Genomic DNA, 16,029 nt, shown 5'->3' with positions numbered 1-16,029 from the left:
ATGCGTCAGGTCCCCTACGTCAACTTCCCCGCCCAGTTCGCCGAGGAAAAGGACGAATTGCTGGCCATCACCGAACGGGTATTCGCCCGGGGCGAGTTCGTCGGCGGCGCGGTGATCGAGGCGCTGGAGGCTGAGCTGGCCGTCGCCACCGGCACCCGCTTTGCCGTGGCGCTCAATTCGGGAACCGACGCGCTGATTCTCGGCATGAAGGCGCTGGGCATCGGGCCGGGCGACGAAGTCATCACGCCGCCCAATTCCTTCGTGGCGTCCACCGCCGCCATCGTCGCCCTGGGCGCCACGCCCGTCTTCGCCGATGTCCGCGACGACCAGAACATCGACCCGGCGGCGATGGAGGCGGCCATCACGCCGCGGACCAAGGCGGTCATGCCGGTGCACCTTACCGGCCGCATGGCCGACATGGCGCCGATCATGGACATCGCCCGCCGCCACGGCCTGGCGGTGGTCGAAGACGCGGCGCAAAGCATCGGCTCGCGCTATGACGGCACGCTGTCGGGCGGCTTCGGCCATATCGGCTGTTTCTCGGCCCACCCCTTGAAGAACCTCAATGCCGCCGGCGACGCCGGCTTCCTGGTCACCAACGACGAGCAGGTGGCGTCCCGGGTGCGGCTGTTGCGCAACCACGGCCTGATCGACCGCAACACCGTGGTGGAGTTCGGCACGGTGTCGCGGCTCGACGTGCTGCAGGCCGAGTACCTGCGCTTCCGCCTGACGCGGCTGGACCGGGTGATCGAGGCGCGCCGCGCCAACGCCGCCCTTTATCGTGCCGCGCTGGCCGGGCTGCCGGTGGTCAACCCGCCCTGCCGCGACGTGGAGTTCAACACCTTCCACGTCTTCATGATCCAGGCCGAGCGCCGCGATGCCTTGCAGAAGTTCCTGGCCGAAAAGGGCGTCGGCACCGGCATCCACTACCCGGTGCCCATCCACCTGCAACCCGCCGCCGCCAGTCTCGGTTACAAGCCGGGCTCCATGCCGGTGACCGAGGCGCAGGCCGGGCGCATCCTGTCGCTGCCCATCAACCAATACATCACGGCCGAAGACATCGATTACGTCTGCGCCGGCATCAGAGAGTTCTACGGATGAGCTTCCTCACCCCCGAGGAACAGAGTCTTGCCGATACCTTCCTGACGGATGGCGCTGTGGTCCGCCCGGTGGACGACCCTGCCGCCCTGAACCGCATCCGCGACCATGCCGCCACCCTGGCCGCCCGACATCTGGGCGTGGCCCTGCCCGCCGATGCCGGTACCTTCCTTGACCGCATTCACCAACGGGTCTCGCCCGCCGAGCTCAACGCCCTGCGCCTGGCAGTGATCGAGGGGCTGAACCGCGAGGAATGGCTGCGCCCGGCCTATTTCGCCCTGGCCCGCAAAACCATCGAGACCCTGGTCGGCAACGAATTGTGCATGCAGCGCCGGGTCAATCTGTCCATCCAGCTGCCCGGCGACACATCGTCCCTGCTGGGCGCCCATGCCGACGTGTGGTCGGGGGATTCGCCGTTCGAGGTGGTGGTGTGGCTGCCGCTGGTGGATTGCTTCGGTACCAAGACCATGTATCTGTGCCCACCGGCATTCGACCGGCCGCTGCAGGCCCGCCTGGCCGAATTCCCCTCGGCCGAGGCCATCTTCCAGGCGGCCTGTCCCCATCTGAAATGGCTGGAGGTCAAGTACGGCGAGGTGATGGTGTTCGACCAGACCCTGATGCACGGCAACCGGATCAACGAGGAGAATGACACCCGCTGGTCCATGAACTGCCGCTTCAAGGCGGTGCTGTCGCCCTATGCCGACAAGAAGCTGGGCGAGTTCTTCGAGCCCATCACGCTGCGCGCCGCCACAAGGGTGGGCATGACGTACCGCCTGCCCGGAGGATACGCATGAGCCGGGACGGTTTCCGCGGCTATGTCGCCGCCCGCCCGCTGTTCGGCGGCGAGCGCGCGCCTCAGCACGTGCAGAACATCGTCATCCGCGACCATGCCCGGCGCCGGGGCCTGAAATACCTGCTGAGCGCGGTGGAATACACCATGCCCGGCTGCTACCAGATGCTGGAAACCGTGCTGGACGGGGCGACGTCATTGCAGGGCATCATCGCCTATGGCCTGTTCATGATGCCCGAGGACACCATTCGGCGGCGCGCCGTCTATGAGCGGATTCTGGCCTGCGGCGCCGAGCTGCATTTCGCCGTCGAGGACCTTGTCATCCGCAACCGTGCCGATATTGGCCGCATTGAGGACATCTGGCTGCTCCAGAAGCTTCTGGCCGCCCATCGCCAAGGAAAGTGATCATGTCGCGCCTTTATTCCAGCCTCAAGTTCCTGCGCTTCACCGACCACCTCAAGGCGGTGCAGGACGGGCGCGTCATCGCCCCGGTGCATATCCGCATCAAGCCCACCAACCGCTGCAACCACAATTGCTGGTACTGCGCCTACCGCACCGACGATCTCAAGCTGGGCGAGGACATGGACGAGAGCCATGCCATCCCCGAAGCCAAGATGTTCGAGATCACCGAAGACATCATCGAGATGGGGGTCAAGGCGGTGACCTTCTCCGGCGGCGGCGAGCCCCTGCTTTACAAGCCGCTGCCCGATGTCATCGACCGCCTCGCCGCCGGCGGGGTCAAGGTGGCGACGCTGACCAACGGCGCCAACCTCAAGGGCCGCATGGCCGAAGCCTTCGCGAAACACGGCACCTGGGTGCGCATCTCGGTCGATGCCTGGGATGATGCCAGCTATGTGAAAAGCCGGGGCGCCAAACCGGGCGAGTTCGGCAAGTTGCTGGACAACATCAAGGCCTTCACCGACACCGGCACCAAATGCGTGCTGGGCATCAGCTTCATCGTCGGTCAGGAGAACCACACACGCCTGGCCGAAATCGCTCAGCTGTTCAAGCAGGCGGGCGCCAACCACGTCAAGATGTCGGGCGCCATCGTCAGCAACGAGGTCGCCGGCAACAACGCCTATCACGCCGGAATCAAGGACGAGGTGGCGCGCCAGATCGCCCAGGCCCAGGCCTTGAACGACGACACCTTCCATGTGCTGAACCACTACCACGACCTGGACGAGCGGTTTCAGAAGGACTACCACATTTGCCCGTTCCTGCAGTTCTTGACGGTGATCGGCGCAGACCTTCAGGTCTATACCTGCCAGGACAAGGCCTATACCGTCGAGGGCACCCTGGGCTCCATCGAGAATCGCCGCTTCAAGGACTATTGGCTGTCCGAGGAGAACCGCTCGCGGGTGTTCGGCTTCGACCCCTCGAAATTGTGCGGACATCACTGCGTCAGCCACGCCAAGAACGTCGAGATCATGGAATACCTCTCGCTCGACCCCGAGCACGGGGTGTTCGTTTGACCGATCAGTCACCTCTTCCGACCGGGCCGTGCGCGATCTTTGTTCCCGGGAAAAGCTTTGTCTTCACGCCGCATTCGGCCGCGGTGGGGATCATCGTGGTAGATGGCGAGCGTTTCCTGATGCAGCTTCGCGACCAGATCGACGGCATCATGTATCCTGGACACTGGGGCCTATTCGGCGGAGCTGTGGAGCATGGCGAAACTCTGGAAGACGCCCTCGTTCGTGAACTGAACGAGGAACTGGGCCTGACCGGCGTCACTCCCAGCTTTTTCACCTCGCTCAGCTATGACTTAACCTTTGCCGGCAAAGGGTGTATCACGCGCTCGTACCATGCCATCCACATCTCCGGGGCCACGGTCTCCCGGCTGCGGTTGGGCGAGGGCGCGGCCATGGCCGAATTCACCCCGGCGGCCATTCTAGGCGAAAGCAAAGTGATGCCGTTCGACGCCTATGCCCTGTGGCTATACGCCAACCGCGATCGACTTGCAGGTTGAGGAATACTATGGCCCAGATCGATTTCATCCAGAAGCTCCATACCCGCACCAGCCGGAACTACGTCCAGCGTGTGGTGGATTTTGACAAGGCCGACTGCGCCGCGATCGCCAAGCAGTGGGGGCACGATTATTGGGACGGGGAACGCCAATACGGCTATGGCGGTATGCGCTATGATGGTCGCTGGCGTGTCGTCGCCGAGGACATGGCCATCCATTACGGCCTGAAGCCGGGCATGCGCGTGCTGGACGTCGGCTGCGGCAAGGGCTTCCTACTCTACGAATTCACCCAGGTGGTTCCCGGTATCGAAATCGCCGGCCTGGATATCTCAGCTTACGGCACCGAGCATGCCAAGAAAGAGGTCAAGCCGTTTCTGACCCTGGGGGATGCCCGCTCCCTGCCCTATCCCGACAGTTCCTTCGATCTGGTGATCAGCCTTGGAACCTTGCACAACCTGCCGGTCGAAGGCGTGGTTCAGGCCGCCCGGGAAATCCAAAGGGTGGGCAGGGACCATCGTAAATACATCATGGTCGAGTCCTACCGCGATGAGCGCGAGAAGGCTAACTTGCTCTATTGGCAGCTCACCTGCGAATCCTTCCATCGCCCCGAATCCTGGAAGTGGCTATACGATCAGGCCGGCTATACCGGCGATTACGGCTTCATCTATTTCGAGTGAACCATGAAATTATTGGCTAAGCGCGTGATCCGGGCGGCACTTTCGGCCGTGGGCTGGCTTGTGGTTCCATTCTGGCTTGGCGCTCTGTGGCTGATCGAGCCATTCCATAAATTGCGCTTCATATGGCTGCTTGATGGCCGTATTGGGCATTTGGCCATGGATACCGACCTGTTTCTCCGTCGCTTCGCGCTTAACGGCAAGCCCGCGCGGTCGACCCTGATCTTCCTGGCCACCAATCCCTGTAATCGGCAGTTGGTCATGATGTTTGCGCGCAAGAATCCGACCGTCGTCAGCCCATGGCTGGAGTGGATGTTCGCCACCTTGAGGGAGTTTTTGGCGCGCACCCGCTTTTTCATCCCCGTCATCAGCAAAAGCGACGAACATCGTGAGTTCTCTCTGACCGCGCCGTCTCTGTCATTCTTGCCCGAGGAGGAACGGCGAGGCCGATCCGAACTAGAACGCATGGGGGTCGGCGCCAGCGACTGGTTTGTCTGTCTGCATACCCGCGACCAGGCCTATCTCCAATCCATGGGCTATCCGACTGAAAGCGGTGGCGCCAATGACCACCGAAACTGCTCCATCGAGAATTATCTTCCGGCTGCAGATTATATCGCCAAGCAGGGGGGCTATGTACTGCGCCTGGGGGCGAAGGTGGAACGCCCGCTGCCCGAGGGGCTTGATCCCCGCATTATTGATTACGCCACCCATTTCCGTAGCGATTTCATGGATATCTACCTGCCAGCCCATTGCCGGTTCTATTTTGGCTGTGATTCGGGCATCGCTCAGGTCCCTCAAATATTCAACAAATATCACGGCCTAGCCAATTACGTGCCGTATTGCTTTGTGCCGATGGGTCGTTACGCCCGTTACATCCCGAAACTTCTCTATCCGCTGGCGGGGGATCAGCCTCTACCCTTCCGGCGGGCAGCCGATATGGGTTTGTTCCACAATAAGCCGGAACAGGGAAGATCCATGAACCAATACCTCCACGATCACGGGCTTGAGTGGAGAGAGAATCTGCCCGAAGACATCCTCGATTTCGCTCTGGATATGATCGATTTCTGCAACGGGACTGAGGTGCCTCTGGAAGCGCAGCGACTGCAACAACTCTACGCGATGTTCTATCAGGGAACGAAAAATTACAGCGAATACTCGCCGTCCATCGGTCCGCGTTTCGCATTGAAATATCGCAGATTGATCGAAAGCTGATGCCTGGTGGCAGGGAAAGGAGCCCACATGCCGGTGCCGCCCCCTGGAACAGGGACGAGACTCGTGGCACCCAAGACCGCTCTGCTTTGGCCAACGCCTCGCCCTGAGGCCGAAACCAGTCGGACGAAGGGCGGTCTCGAGGCATCGAGCACACCACGACATTGTGATGGAACCGCCGGATCCGGATGTATAGAAGGATGGCGCACGTTCTATCCGCGATTCATGTTGTTTCAATCCCGCCGAAAGCGGTACAATAGCCAGATATACCTACATATATTATGGCATTATGCCTGTCATGCTTAGGATGGCCTGCTCAAGCCATATAAATTACATACTTAATTTGCATGCAGATTGATTACACTTTACTACTTTTATTTCATGATTACGTCTTGATGTCGTTCCGTCGGAGCTTGCTTTCTGCGAGGTGTGTCTGTGAAGATTCTGCTTATTTCAATTCGCTCGGCGATGGAGGGGGGCTACCCTGCCGCCCACCTGGGCTTCTTCCGTATCGCTTCGTACCTGAAAAATCGCGGCTTCGAGGCCGATGTCGCCGATCTCGAATTGGATGAGCTCGACGACTATCTCGAACGGATTCGCGAGGGTGATTACGCCATCGTCGGGTTCAGCGTCTCTACCTACGAAATGGAAAAGGATCTGGACCTGATCTGGGCATGCAAGGAGGCGGCAAGCAAACTTCCTTTCCGCTGCCTCATGATTGCCGGCGGCCAGCAGGCCGCCATGAACACCCGCCAGTGGCTGGAAGAGGGCGGCATCGATATCTGTGTACTTGGCTATGGAGAACGGCCAATGCTGGCTTTGTGCCAGCAGATCGATGCCAACCCCGCAGCCAGTATTTCCGAAATCTGCAAGGGCATTTCGGGCACGGCTTACCTGGACGAGGCGAGGAAATTGGTCTTCAATCCCCAGCCCGCCATTACCCAGGAAGAATTTGATATTCTAAATTACGATTGTATGCTGGAAGCAAATATTCCTTATGAAAAATTCTGGGCATATAATGAAAAGAAGATAAGCTCGCTTGAATTCAACAAACTTGTTTTTAGAATCAAGAATATACGCATTTATGCTACCAGTCACTGCCCTCTCAGATGTGCATTTTGTTCGTCTCAGTATTTTCTGCCGGCCGCACAGAACTCGAAGGCCCAGAAAATTGTTATGCTTTCAGCTGAGAAAATTCATCAGCTGGTTCTTGCATTCCATAAGCGCTATGGCGCGGATAGCTTCTTCTTTGGATGCGATAACTTCGTTATCGCGAAGCAAGGCCGCGATCGACTTTCTCGGCTTTGCACCCTCCTGATCGAGTCGAAGAAGAAAGGGGAATTGCCTGAGGAGGTTGTCTTCCACTGCATGGCGCGTGTCGACAGCTTCATTACCGCACATGAGGGCAAGAGAGTGATCGACTATGATCTCCTCAACGCCATGAAGGCGGCCGGCTTTGTGAACATCTCTTCCGGCGTGGAAACATTCAGCGATCGATTGCTTCATGTTCCGTCGGTGAACAAGATTAATATTTCAAGAAAAGACTGCACGGATGTGCTGGATGCCATCCTTGCGGCTGGGCTTGTTCCGCAAATCTTGCTGATCCTCGCCATTCCGGAATCAACGCCGGATGAAATGCTCGATACCATGATGACGGCGGCCAGATTCATCCGGGAAGGTGCGCAGGTCGGGTGCACCACCTATATGTTCGCCGATTATGGCGCGCCGATCACATCCAATCCTCAATACTCGTTTGACAGGCGAGAGTGGAAAAATCCCTATACGGGAGAAATCGTGAAAATCAACAACAAGGTTCATCCCCTTGATCCCGTTGTTGCGTCTGTTATCGATAAGTTTGAAACGGCGACAGATGAGGAAATCCTGAGATTGCGTGCAGATACCCGCTGGAGCACGGGGATCCTGCCGAAATTCTTTGTGGGCTTGGCTTCGTTCATCGCAATCGCGAAGTTGCTCAAGCGGGATGACGCCGTCGCCTATTTCGAGGACATTTTCAACCAACTCTGCCAGAAAAACTCTCTCGAAGGCGCGCAATCTCAAGAGCAAACCGTAATCAGATCATGATTGCGCATAGGGAAAATGGCGAATAATGGAATTTAACACCTGCCCTGGGTGCGAAAGCGCGGCGACCGAAAGCCTACAACTGAACTTTGCGCCGATCCGACATCTTGATTTCGAGACAATCGGCCTTGGACCTGTCCATCTGTCCCGCTGCCCCTGCTGCTCCCTTGTCCGATACCAGACGGAAGGCGAGAAACTTGACGCAATTTCCGCCTCGTATCGTGACCCTTCGTACGCTGAAACTCGAAAATGCAGTCATAGCGTCATCGTTCCGGAATTCGCCAGCCCGGTTACCCATCAGTTTCTGCAAGCCGAACTTTTGGCCGCAACGGCGAAAGATATTCGTTCGGTGCTGGATATCGGATGCTTTGACGGCACGTTGTTGAGGGCGATTGATGCGAAGTTGACTGATGTAACCCTGGTCGGATTCGACGTCGCGGAGGGCATGCGCAAACAATTTCCAACTGATGAAAAATATTCCTTTGTGTCTGGGTGTCTTGAACAGATCAACAGAACTTTTGATCTTGTTGTGTTGTCACATTCGCTTCAATACATTCGTGATATCCACAATCTTTTTAGACATTTCGATAGATTTCTCACTGAAAATGGCCGAATTTTTGTGCAGGTTCCCAACTTCACGATGAAGCCGACGTCGCTGCTTCTTGGTGATCTGTATTATCATTATACCCCCGCCATACTCCGAAATATATTTGCACAGCACGGATATCGCTTCGAGACACTCTCAACGCCTTGGTTTCCTCGCGACATTCTGGGAATGGCGGTTAGGGACGGCAGCAGGCTTATGAAGGGCTTGGAAGACGATTGCGACGTCTATAAAGCCCGTGACTACCTGGTTTCCGCGGCCGATGCCTTGCGGAGCGCCGTATTCGATGATGACAACGTTGGCGTCCTGGGAACGACATTTGAAGCGACATTCGTCGACAGCATCATCGGAGAAAAAATTAAATTTTTTGTCGATGAGAACCCAAATGTTGTCGGTCATAACTTTCGGAGGAAACCGGTCTTTGGTCCTGATTATTTGACTGATGCAGACACTCTAATCATACCCTATGGCGAAACGGCGCATCGAATCCGCGATCGATTTTCGAGAGTGTATCGTGGAAAATTTGTCCTGATATGACCTGTGACCTGCCTTTTGATGTGCCGCCGGACTTTGGATCGCCGGAGGCTGGAGTTTCCGGCGTTCTGTCACGGTGGCCGGCTGGTACCCGGCAGGCCCGCCGGATCGACACACCCCATTCCCCGCAAATACCGTCAACCAGCTTGCGCTTGAGAACAGGCTTCACATTTTTCGGCGGATGACGTCCTGCAGCATTTCCTTGTCGAGCGTCAGGTCGGCGACGATCCGCTTCAGCTGGGAGTTTTCCTCTTCCAGCTGACGCAGCCGCCGCATCTCGGTCGGCAACAGCCCGTCGTATTTTCGCTTCCAGTTGAAGTACGTCGCCTAGCTGATCCCGGCCTTGCGGCAAATCTCCGCAACCGGGACGCCGTCCACGCCCTGCTTCAGGATGAACGCCTTTTGCGCGTCCGTGAACTTCGATGCCTTCATTTCCGATCTTCCTTCCCCAGCCGGGAAATCCGATCCGAAAACTCTAACTCAAAACGATCCAGTTTCCCGGGGGCACATCAGAACAGGTCAAAGATTCCAGGGCGAATCAGGACAACGCCGATGGCGCGATCATCTATCCGATATTCGAAGGCGCGACACTTTGAAGACGGCTTGTCAGCGCGCATCCCGCAATTGGCGAAGCTCGGCACCGACCGAATTCAACTCTGCCGCCAGCCCCTTCCTCGTCATTCCTCGCAGTGAGGATGAGACATTCCACTGCAAGGGCATGTCATCCGTATTCAGACGAGACTTGGCCTTGATCCACTGCCCTGGTCCCTTCTGGAGAGAAGCGTCCTCTTGAAGAGATTTCTTCTTGTAGAGCAAGTGCTGGGCCTCTCGAAGAACCCCATAGACAAGCTTCCGAGGAAGAATCGAATAAATTAGGTTGGGTGCCCACCCCGTAATTATATCCCTAATAAACCGCCTAGGTGTACCATAACCGGCACTCCTTTTTTCCATTTCAAAGTAATATTTACCCTGCCATGTTGGAACTGCTTTCTTGGCACGATCTAACTCTTCAAATTTGCGTGCAGCTTCATTTCTGAGAAGGTGCTCCCAGAAAAGCATTTCCTTAATCGGGGCGCCATTGATGTTGACCATATTACCGCGACCGACATTGTACTTGTAGTCGTAGATCGAAATCAGAACACCTTCATCGGCATCGATGCTTTCCTCCATCGCGCCGGTGGCCTTGGCATAATCGTAAAGCGGTGTGCCATGGAAGGGTTGAACCCACCAGACCATCAGGAACGAGGATGCCAGTTTGGAGGGATGATATCCCACAATGTAGCACATCTCGCCGAGCACCCGGCCGGTTTCAGCAACCGTCTCATCCGTTTCACCCGGATAGCCAAGCATGATGTTGACGCTATGCGGCATAATGTCAGCATTGATCAGATTGCGCATACAGGCGACCTGCTGCTCGGGACGGATGCGCTTTTCCATAAGGTTAAGAATCCGCACACTTCCCGATTCGAAGCCCCAGCTTCCCCGAACACAATTATGCTCTCTGAGGAACTTCATCTGCTCCAAATCAAAAGAGTCCGCCCTAAACGATGTTGAGGCCCAATATAAATTAAGCTTCTTCATCAAACGTGCAAAATTAAATGACCACTCCTTATTGGCTCCAAAATGCTCACCATCAACATCTACATATTCTATACCGAAGCGCTCCTTCATCTGGATCAGAAATTTTTCAACCTTCTCCAAATTTACGACGCGGAATCCTTTTGTCGCACGCTGGCAGAACGTGCAGTGAGCGACACAGCCCTTTGTTGGAAAGAGTGAGACGCCCTTGAGCACCCGACTTTCACCGTCTTTGGTGACATCTGCCAAATTGACGGAGAGCAGCCCATACTCTTCCAATAAGGCGAGGTCGCCACGGACGCTGCGAATGGTGATGTCGATATCCGGCATCTCCATTTCCGAAGCGGGGATCTCTGGCGGATAGCCATTAAAGCAAAACTTCTTGTTCGCGTTCAAATATGCAAGCCCTGGGATCCGTGAAATAAGCTCGATCCAATTCTCCTGATCCCGCGGAACACCGTTGCTTTCCAAAATCGGCTTACAGGTATTGAGAAGTGATAAAAATGGAATTTCACCGTCGCCGACAACAACGACGTCAACGTTCGTTCTATGGAGAACAACGTCCGCCGCAGCTGACAAATTACCACCCAAGACAATGAGCGAATTAGGCAACACGTCCCGCGAAATGCGGGCAATAATCTTCGAATCGATATATTGATTAGAAACAGTGGCGCTGATACCGACAATGTCGGGCTTTATCTCCGCCAGCGCGGCACGAATTTCGTCGTCGGACAGGCGCAGCAACTCAAGATCAAGAAATTCATAATTTTCGTCGGTATAGCCGTTTTTTTTCATCCAAAATATAAGGGCCATAACACCCATTTTCGGCCCACCAGTAGCCGCAGACCTTTTCGAGTGAGAGCGGTTGGTGAGAAACAAGACTTTCATTTATTGCTCCTAGAGCCTCTCCACGCCGAACGGCGCAAGCTACAAATATGATTTCAATTCTACCACGAAATCCAATACTACATCAAGCGCTATATCCATATCCCTCCAAGGGCGTTTGGGTCGGTCCTCCGGAAGCTGGACGTCCGATGGTTTAGTGATTCACCTCCGGGTGGGCGGGAAAGCGCGAATAAAGGAGCTGTCTGGCTTCCGGAATTTCAAGCACGGCCTTAACACTCCTTCGGCAGAGGGCAATTCTCCGAGGCAATTGGAGCGGAGGATTCGCGTCGAGCGGCGCCGGCCAAGGCGCTTCGGCGCTCAGACCCTTCGAAGGGTGAAAGGCCCGGCTTCGAGTTGACCCTCTACTTCAAGATTCCGGTGCAGCAAGGGTTGCATCGCCACTCGCCGAAGCAGATGTCCCTTCCTGTATGGGATCGGTTGACCCGGCATCGGTTCTACCGGCTTCATCTCAGCGACGCGCCATCCGAGGCCGACACGGCGTGGGATTTCCGCGAGACCTGGGATCAAGGTTTAATGCGTTGGGCCAGTTGTGCCCGCGGAGAACCGGCTACACGGGAAAATACTGCCCCAGCCCACAATTACCATCGACGCTCGGATCGGTCCGCACGAACGAAGACGAAACTCTCCCTCTGACCGGGGTCAATCAGGGGAACAGGTCGAGAGGCCTCCACATCTCCTCGGCAGCCGTTATATTGCCTTTCATCCGCGTCACTTTCCCCATTGAATCAAAATTTCCCAACCATTATCGTTCGACGCCCCCTCCTGACAAGAGTTTGACATGATTACCGTCCCCTTCCTCGACTTACGCGTCACCGACGACGAGGAGCGCGCCGAACTTATTGCCGCCGTAGAAGCCGTGCTAAGGCATGGCCGAATCATGCTGGGCCCCGAGGTGGCGGAAATCGAACGTCGGGTGGCGGATTATATCGGGCTCAAGTATGCCGCCGGCGTCGGATCTGGCACTGACGCCTTGCTGCTGGCCTTCCGCGCGCTTGGAATCGGTCCCGGTGACGAGGTGATCACCACGCCACTGTCCTTCATCGCCACAGCCAATGCCATCAGGCTGAACGGCGCCATGCCGGTCTTCGCCGACATCGACGACGACCTTCAGTTGGATCCCGCCACCATCGAATCGCTGATCACGCCCAAGACCCGGGCCATCGTTCCGGTCCACTGGTCGGGCAAAGTCTGCCGGATGGAAGAGATCATGGCCATCGCCGACCTGCGAGGTCTGTTGGTGGTGGAGGATTGCTCGCAGGCTTTTGGTGCAAGCCGGCACGGACACAAGGCCGGAACCTGGGGCAAGGTTGGTTGCTACTCGATGAACTCCATGAAGGCCTTCGCTTCGCTGGGCGAAGCCGGCATGATTCTGACGGACGACCCCGAACTACGCGCCAAGATCGAAGCCTTGCGATACAATGGCCTGATCAACCGCGAATTCTGTCACTACGTCAGCCACAACGGCCGCCTGGATACCGTTCAGGCCGCGATGATGCTCAAGCGGCTGGATCGCTACGAGCGGGTTCTCGCCGCCCGTGAGGAGACGGCGCGCTTTTACGACGCCCATCTCTCCGACGTCGTCCGCGTACCACGGCGCGAGGCTGGGTGCAGGGATGTGGCCTACACCTACCAAATCCAGACCGATCGCCGCGACGAGCTGCAAAGCCACCTCACCGCCCAGGGCATTGAAACCAAAGTGCAGCACAACCCACTGATGCCGCACCAGCCCGCCTACCAGGATTGTCGCTCGGCCTGCCCCAATGCCGACCGCCTGATCAAGCGCACCCTGTGCCTGCCGGTAAGCGAAAAGGTCACCTCGGCGCAGCGCGAGGCAGTAGTCGCCGCATTGCGTGGCTTCTTCGGTCGCTAGGCAGATGATCCCGCATAAGCGCGTCAGTGCCGAGGTGGTCTACTCCACCGTTGCGGTAACCAAGGTTGATCGGGCGGCCATTGCCTGGCTAAAGGAGCTGGCCATGGAGAACCCGCGCAAGCGGGTCCGGCTGTGTGCCCACGCCGACACCAGCGATATCTTGCACGAAATGCTGATCGTGCACGCCAAAGGTGCCTATGTCCGACCGCACCGCCATCCCGGAAAAAGCGAATCCTTCCATCTGATCGAAGGCAGCCTGTCGGTGTTCATCCTTGACGAAGACGGGGTCGTAACCGAGAGAATCGACATGGCCGCCGACGATCCGGCCAAGCCGTTCTTCTATCGATTGTCGCAGCCGCTTTATCATACGGTGGTGCCGACCTCGGACTTGGTGGTATTCCATGAAACCACCAACGGGCCATTCCACCGAGAAGAGACGATATTTGGGCCGTGGTCGCCTACAGATGATGCTCCAGCCCAAGAATGCGACGCATTCATTATAAAATTAATGGGCGAAGCTTGGTAATTTACCGATATCTGGCAACACTCCATTTCATGAGTGTCATTATTTTAAAGGATAATCATGATGTTGTCTAGATCTGTCCATAAGCATGCCATTTTTATTATTTCGATAATCACAACATCAATTGTTGTCGGATCGAAAAATTTTTCAATATTTCAGAGTGACGATGGAGCGCTTTATATTACTCTGGTCAAGCAGTCATTTATATGGACAACCGCCATAAAATCATTGACAACCAATTTTTTTCAGGGAGATGGCGGCGTATTTTTAACAATGAACGTGTGGGTTAACCCTGTATTTATAGTATACAAGTTTTTATCAGGAAATGACGTTGTGTTTGCAGTTAATGCAATTACATTTTTTGCTATGTGCATTTTTCTATATTTTTTATCTTTGTCATTCGGATTGCCACGGCTCCCAGCGTCAATTGCAGCACAATGCGTTGCAGTTATCGCCTGCACTCCCGCCGGAAATATTCTTGGTTTTGCCTCCAGAGTTATAAGCCTTAATTCAAATTTTGCCTTTACTGGCGGCATTCTTCTTTTCGTCATTGCTATAATCCATTATAGCTCAAATAAGAGCAAAACAACAGCCGCTTTACTTGGATTAGCTGTCGGCGCTATTCTTATTTATGGCGTTATATGTGATCCACTTTGGTTCATCGTCATGGCGGTAACTGTTGCGCCGTTCTTAATCTGCTATGCTATAGCGGCAATCATTATTGGTAATTGTACATCATTGATAATTACAGCATCTGTATCACTATCCATATTCGCCATACCGGCAACGTACCTGTACGGATTGATTGGGTATAGTGCACGAAACGTATTTTCAAGCGAGATGGGATTTGAAGAAGACAGATCTTTTCAAGTCATAGCGTTATACACATCAACATATGGTGCTATAATTTATATATTATCAGCACTTGGGTGTTGTCTTTTGATCTATTTTGGCGGAAGATCTTCTCGCAAGATCGGTTGGGCCGGCCTCGGACAAATCAGTTTCATCGCCGCAATTACAGCGCTTTATGGCCTGAGCAATACGAACTGGGCCCTTCTGCCACTGCCTCTATATTTTGAGGTGGCTGCTGTACACCTTTCCATAATTGCAGGCTGCGTCGGCTGGTACCGGATCATCCGAGACTATGCCGCCCGAACCAGCGGCGAGGGAATCCTGCCCGCCCCTGTCAGCAAAATGATCTGGGCGGCCACGTTTGTCCCCGCACTTGTCATGCTCAAGCCGTCATCGCAGCCGATGCCGCCGGTGCCGGGCGCGCTTCCCACCACACTTCCCGGTGAACTGCTTTCTACGCTCGATCCGTTACGGATCCAGCCGGGCCAGCCGTTCCGAGGTGCCACAGCATCCATGATCGGGTTTAATTCAGGAGAGTTGGCGGTATCCCGACCGTTCTCGAATGCGAAAATAGCCCAGTTGGAAACCTTGTGGCGGCAGGGCATTCCCACCCTCGAGGAGTACAGCCAACTCGTCACCTCGCCATCCTATCTCGTCGTTTCCCGGATTCTGGCGGGGCGGGGCGACAACCATATGCGCAATCTCCTGATCCCAAGGCGGATCAATCCCGCACTTATGAAGGCATTGGGCGTCCGCATGGTGATCAGCAACACCCCCCTGTCCGAGGGCGTGCCCATCGGGCATTTCACTGATGAGAGGGGGCAGGATTTCTATATTTTCGAGTGGCCGGATTATAATTACGGAAACTACAGCCCGACGAATATCATTCCCGTCAACAGCGCCAGTGAAGCTATATCAAGAATGGCTGAAGGCGATATGGACTACCGCAATAACGTAATTGTTCAAAATGGTGACATTGATGCCACCCCCCTGACAAAGGCTACTTTTTCGGAAATTGTATTCAATGCGGACTCTAAAATTGACCTGGCCGCCGGATCCACCGGAACAAGTATTGTTATTATACCAATTCAGTTCTCTCGCTGTCTGTATGTTGATGGTGATGACGTATATTTGTTTCGGGCGAACCTGATGGAGACCGGTATATTATTTAAGGGCAAAATTCAGGTCCGTATTACGAATAGGTTTGATATCTTTCATCCTGCATGCAGATTGCGGGATATCTCGGACATGAAACGCCTGGACATCACGGCACTCCGTCGTGAGCGGGAGGCGAAAGGTCCCTCCCCGACGGGTGAAAGGAAATGACCGGCCAATCGGGTGTTGGGCTC

General features: G+C 55.6%; 13 protein-coding genes and 1 pseudogene. 12 read left to right on the top strand and 2 right to left on the bottom strand.

Annotated elements, in window-relative coordinates; translation table 11 throughout:
- From WV31_RS13215 to WV31_RS13175, 9 genes are all read left to right on the top strand, one after another.
- On the top strand, positions 1-1,101 hold the full coding sequence (locus WV31_RS13215; protein ID WP_085374002.1) for a DegT/DnrJ/EryC1/StrS family aminotransferase: 1,101 nt from the start codon (positions 1-3) through the stop codon (positions 1,099-1,101).
- On the top strand, positions 1,098-1,892 hold the full coding sequence (locus tag WV31_RS13210) for a sporadic carbohydrate cluster 2OG-Fe(II) oxygenase (protein WP_085374001.1): 795 nt from the start codon (positions 1,098-1,100) through the stop codon (positions 1,890-1,892). The genes WV31_RS13215 and WV31_RS13210 overlap by 4 nt, the downstream gene beginning before the upstream one ends.
- The gene (locus WV31_RS13205; protein ID WP_085374000.1) at positions 1,889-2,293 is read left to right on the top strand and encodes an LIC12192 family sporadic carbohydrate cluster protein; all 405 of its coding nucleotides are present in this window, start codon (positions 1,889-1,891) and stop codon (positions 2,291-2,293) included. The genes WV31_RS13210 and WV31_RS13205 overlap by 4 nt, the downstream gene beginning before the upstream one ends.
- A 2-nt stretch (positions 2,294-2,295) precedes the next feature.
- Complete coding sequence (locus WV31_RS13200) at positions 2,296-3,360, top strand: radical SAM protein (protein ID WP_085373999.1); 1,065 nt, start codon at positions 2,296-2,298, stop codon at positions 3,358-3,360.
- Positions 3,357-3,854 (top strand): NUDIX domain-containing protein, encoded by a 498-nt coding sequence (locus WV31_RS13195; protein ID WP_206072543.1) that lies wholly within the window; start codon positions 3,357-3,359, stop codon positions 3,852-3,854. Before WV31_RS13200 ends, WV31_RS13195 begins: the two co-directional genes overlap by 4 nt.
- An 8-nt stretch (positions 3,855-3,862) precedes the next feature.
- A complete protein-coding gene (locus WV31_RS13190; RefSeq protein WP_085373998.1) occupies positions 3,863-4,528 on the top strand; it encodes a class I SAM-dependent methyltransferase in 666 nt (221 codons plus the stop codon).
- Between the two features lie 3 nt (positions 4,529-4,531).
- Entirely contained in the window at positions 4,532-5,737 is a 1,206-nt protein-coding gene (locus tag WV31_RS13185; RefSeq protein ID WP_085373997.1) for a TIGR04372 family glycosyltransferase, read from the top strand.
- A 432-nt stretch (positions 5,738-6,169) separates the two neighbouring features.
- Positions 6,170-7,816, top strand: coding sequence for a B12-binding domain-containing radical SAM protein (locus tag WV31_RS13180; protein ID WP_145980868.1), 1,647 nt, complete (start codon positions 6,170-6,172; stop codon positions 7,814-7,816).
- Between the two features lie 25 nt (positions 7,817-7,841).
- Positions 7,842-8,954: a class I SAM-dependent methyltransferase gene (locus WV31_RS13175; RefSeq protein WP_085373995.1), complete on the top strand. Its 1,113-nt coding sequence runs from the start codon at positions 7,842-7,844 to the stop codon at positions 8,952-8,954.
- Between the two features lie 85 nt (positions 8,955-9,039).
- On the opposite strand, the pseudogene WV31_RS13170 reads toward WV31_RS13175, so the two are convergent.
- Both WV31_RS13170 and WV31_RS13165 read right to left on the bottom strand, forming a co-directional pair.
- Positions 9,040-9,383: pseudogene (locus tag WV31_RS13170) on the bottom strand (transposase); the annotation flags it as partial.
- 174 nt (positions 9,384-9,557) lie between these two features.
- A complete protein-coding gene (locus WV31_RS13165) occupies positions 9,558-11,417 on the bottom strand; it encodes a B12-binding domain-containing radical SAM protein (RefSeq protein WP_085373994.1) in 1,860 nt (619 codons plus the stop codon).
- 796 nt (positions 11,418-12,213) lie between these two features.
- Between WV31_RS13165 and WV31_RS13160 the strand changes: the two genes are divergently transcribed.
- The 3 genes from WV31_RS13160 to WV31_RS21695 are packed head-to-tail and all read left to right on the top strand — an operon-like array spanning position 12,214 to position 16,006.
- On the top strand, positions 12,214-13,305 hold the full coding sequence (locus WV31_RS13160; protein ID WP_085373993.1) for a DegT/DnrJ/EryC1/StrS family aminotransferase: 1,092 nt from the start codon (positions 12,214-12,216) through the stop codon (positions 13,303-13,305).
- A gap of 4 nt (positions 13,306-13,309) precedes the next feature.
- Entirely contained in the window at positions 13,310-13,831 is a 522-nt protein-coding gene (locus WV31_RS13155) for a WbuC family cupin fold metalloprotein (protein WP_085373992.1), read from the top strand.
- A 57-nt stretch (positions 13,832-13,888) separates the two neighbouring features.
- Positions 13,889-16,006 (top strand): hypothetical protein, encoded by a 2,118-nt coding sequence (locus WV31_RS21695; protein WP_145980867.1) that lies wholly within the window; start codon positions 13,889-13,891, stop codon positions 16,004-16,006.
- Positions 16,007-16,029 lie beyond the last annotated feature (23 nt).

It is taken from the genome of Magnetospirillum sp. ME-1 (assembly GCF_002105535.1).
GTDB lineage: Bacteria > Pseudomonadota > Alphaproteobacteria > Rhodospirillales > Magnetospirillaceae > Phaeospirillum.
Note: the sequence above shows the minus strand (reverse complement) of the source record. Positions and strands in the feature narration are given on the sequence as shown.

Coding starts and splice junctions, on each gene's coding strand:
- WV31_RS13215 (WP_085374002.1), top strand. CDS start 1: ATGCGTCAGGTCCCCTACGTCAACTTCCCCGCCCAGTTCGCCGAGGAA.
- WV31_RS13210 (WP_085374001.1), top strand. CDS start 1,098: ATGAGCTTCCTCACCCCCGAGGAACAGAGTCTTGCCGATACCTTCCTG.
- WV31_RS13205 (WP_085374000.1), top strand. CDS start 1,889: ATGAGCCGGGACGGTTTCCGCGGCTATGTCGCCGCCCGCCCGCTGTTC.
- WV31_RS13200 (WP_085373999.1), top strand. CDS start 2,296: ATGTCGCGCCTTTATTCCAGCCTCAAGTTCCTGCGCTTCACCGACCAC.
- WV31_RS13190 (WP_085373998.1), top strand. CDS start 3,863: ATGGCCCAGATCGATTTCATCCAGAAGCTCCATACCCGCACCAGCCGG.
- WV31_RS13185 (WP_085373997.1), top strand. CDS start 4,532: ATGAAATTATTGGCTAAGCGCGTGATCCGGGCGGCACTTTCGGCCGTG.
- WV31_RS13175 (WP_085373995.1), top strand. CDS start 7,842: ATGGAATTTAACACCTGCCCTGGGTGCGAAAGCGCGGCGACCGAAAGC.
- WV31_RS13165 (WP_085373994.1), bottom strand. CDS start 11,417: ATGAAAGTCTTGTTTCTCACCAACCGCTCTCACTCGAAAAGGTCTGCG.
- WV31_RS13160 (WP_085373993.1), top strand. CDS start 12,214: ATGATTACCGTCCCCTTCCTCGACTTACGCGTCACCGACGACGAGGAG.
- WV31_RS13155 (WP_085373992.1), top strand. CDS start 13,310: ATGATCCCGCATAAGCGCGTCAGTGCCGAGGTGGTCTACTCCACCGTT.
- WV31_RS21695 (WP_145980867.1), top strand. CDS start 13,889: ATGATGTTGTCTAGATCTGTCCATAAGCATGCCATTTTTATTATTTCG.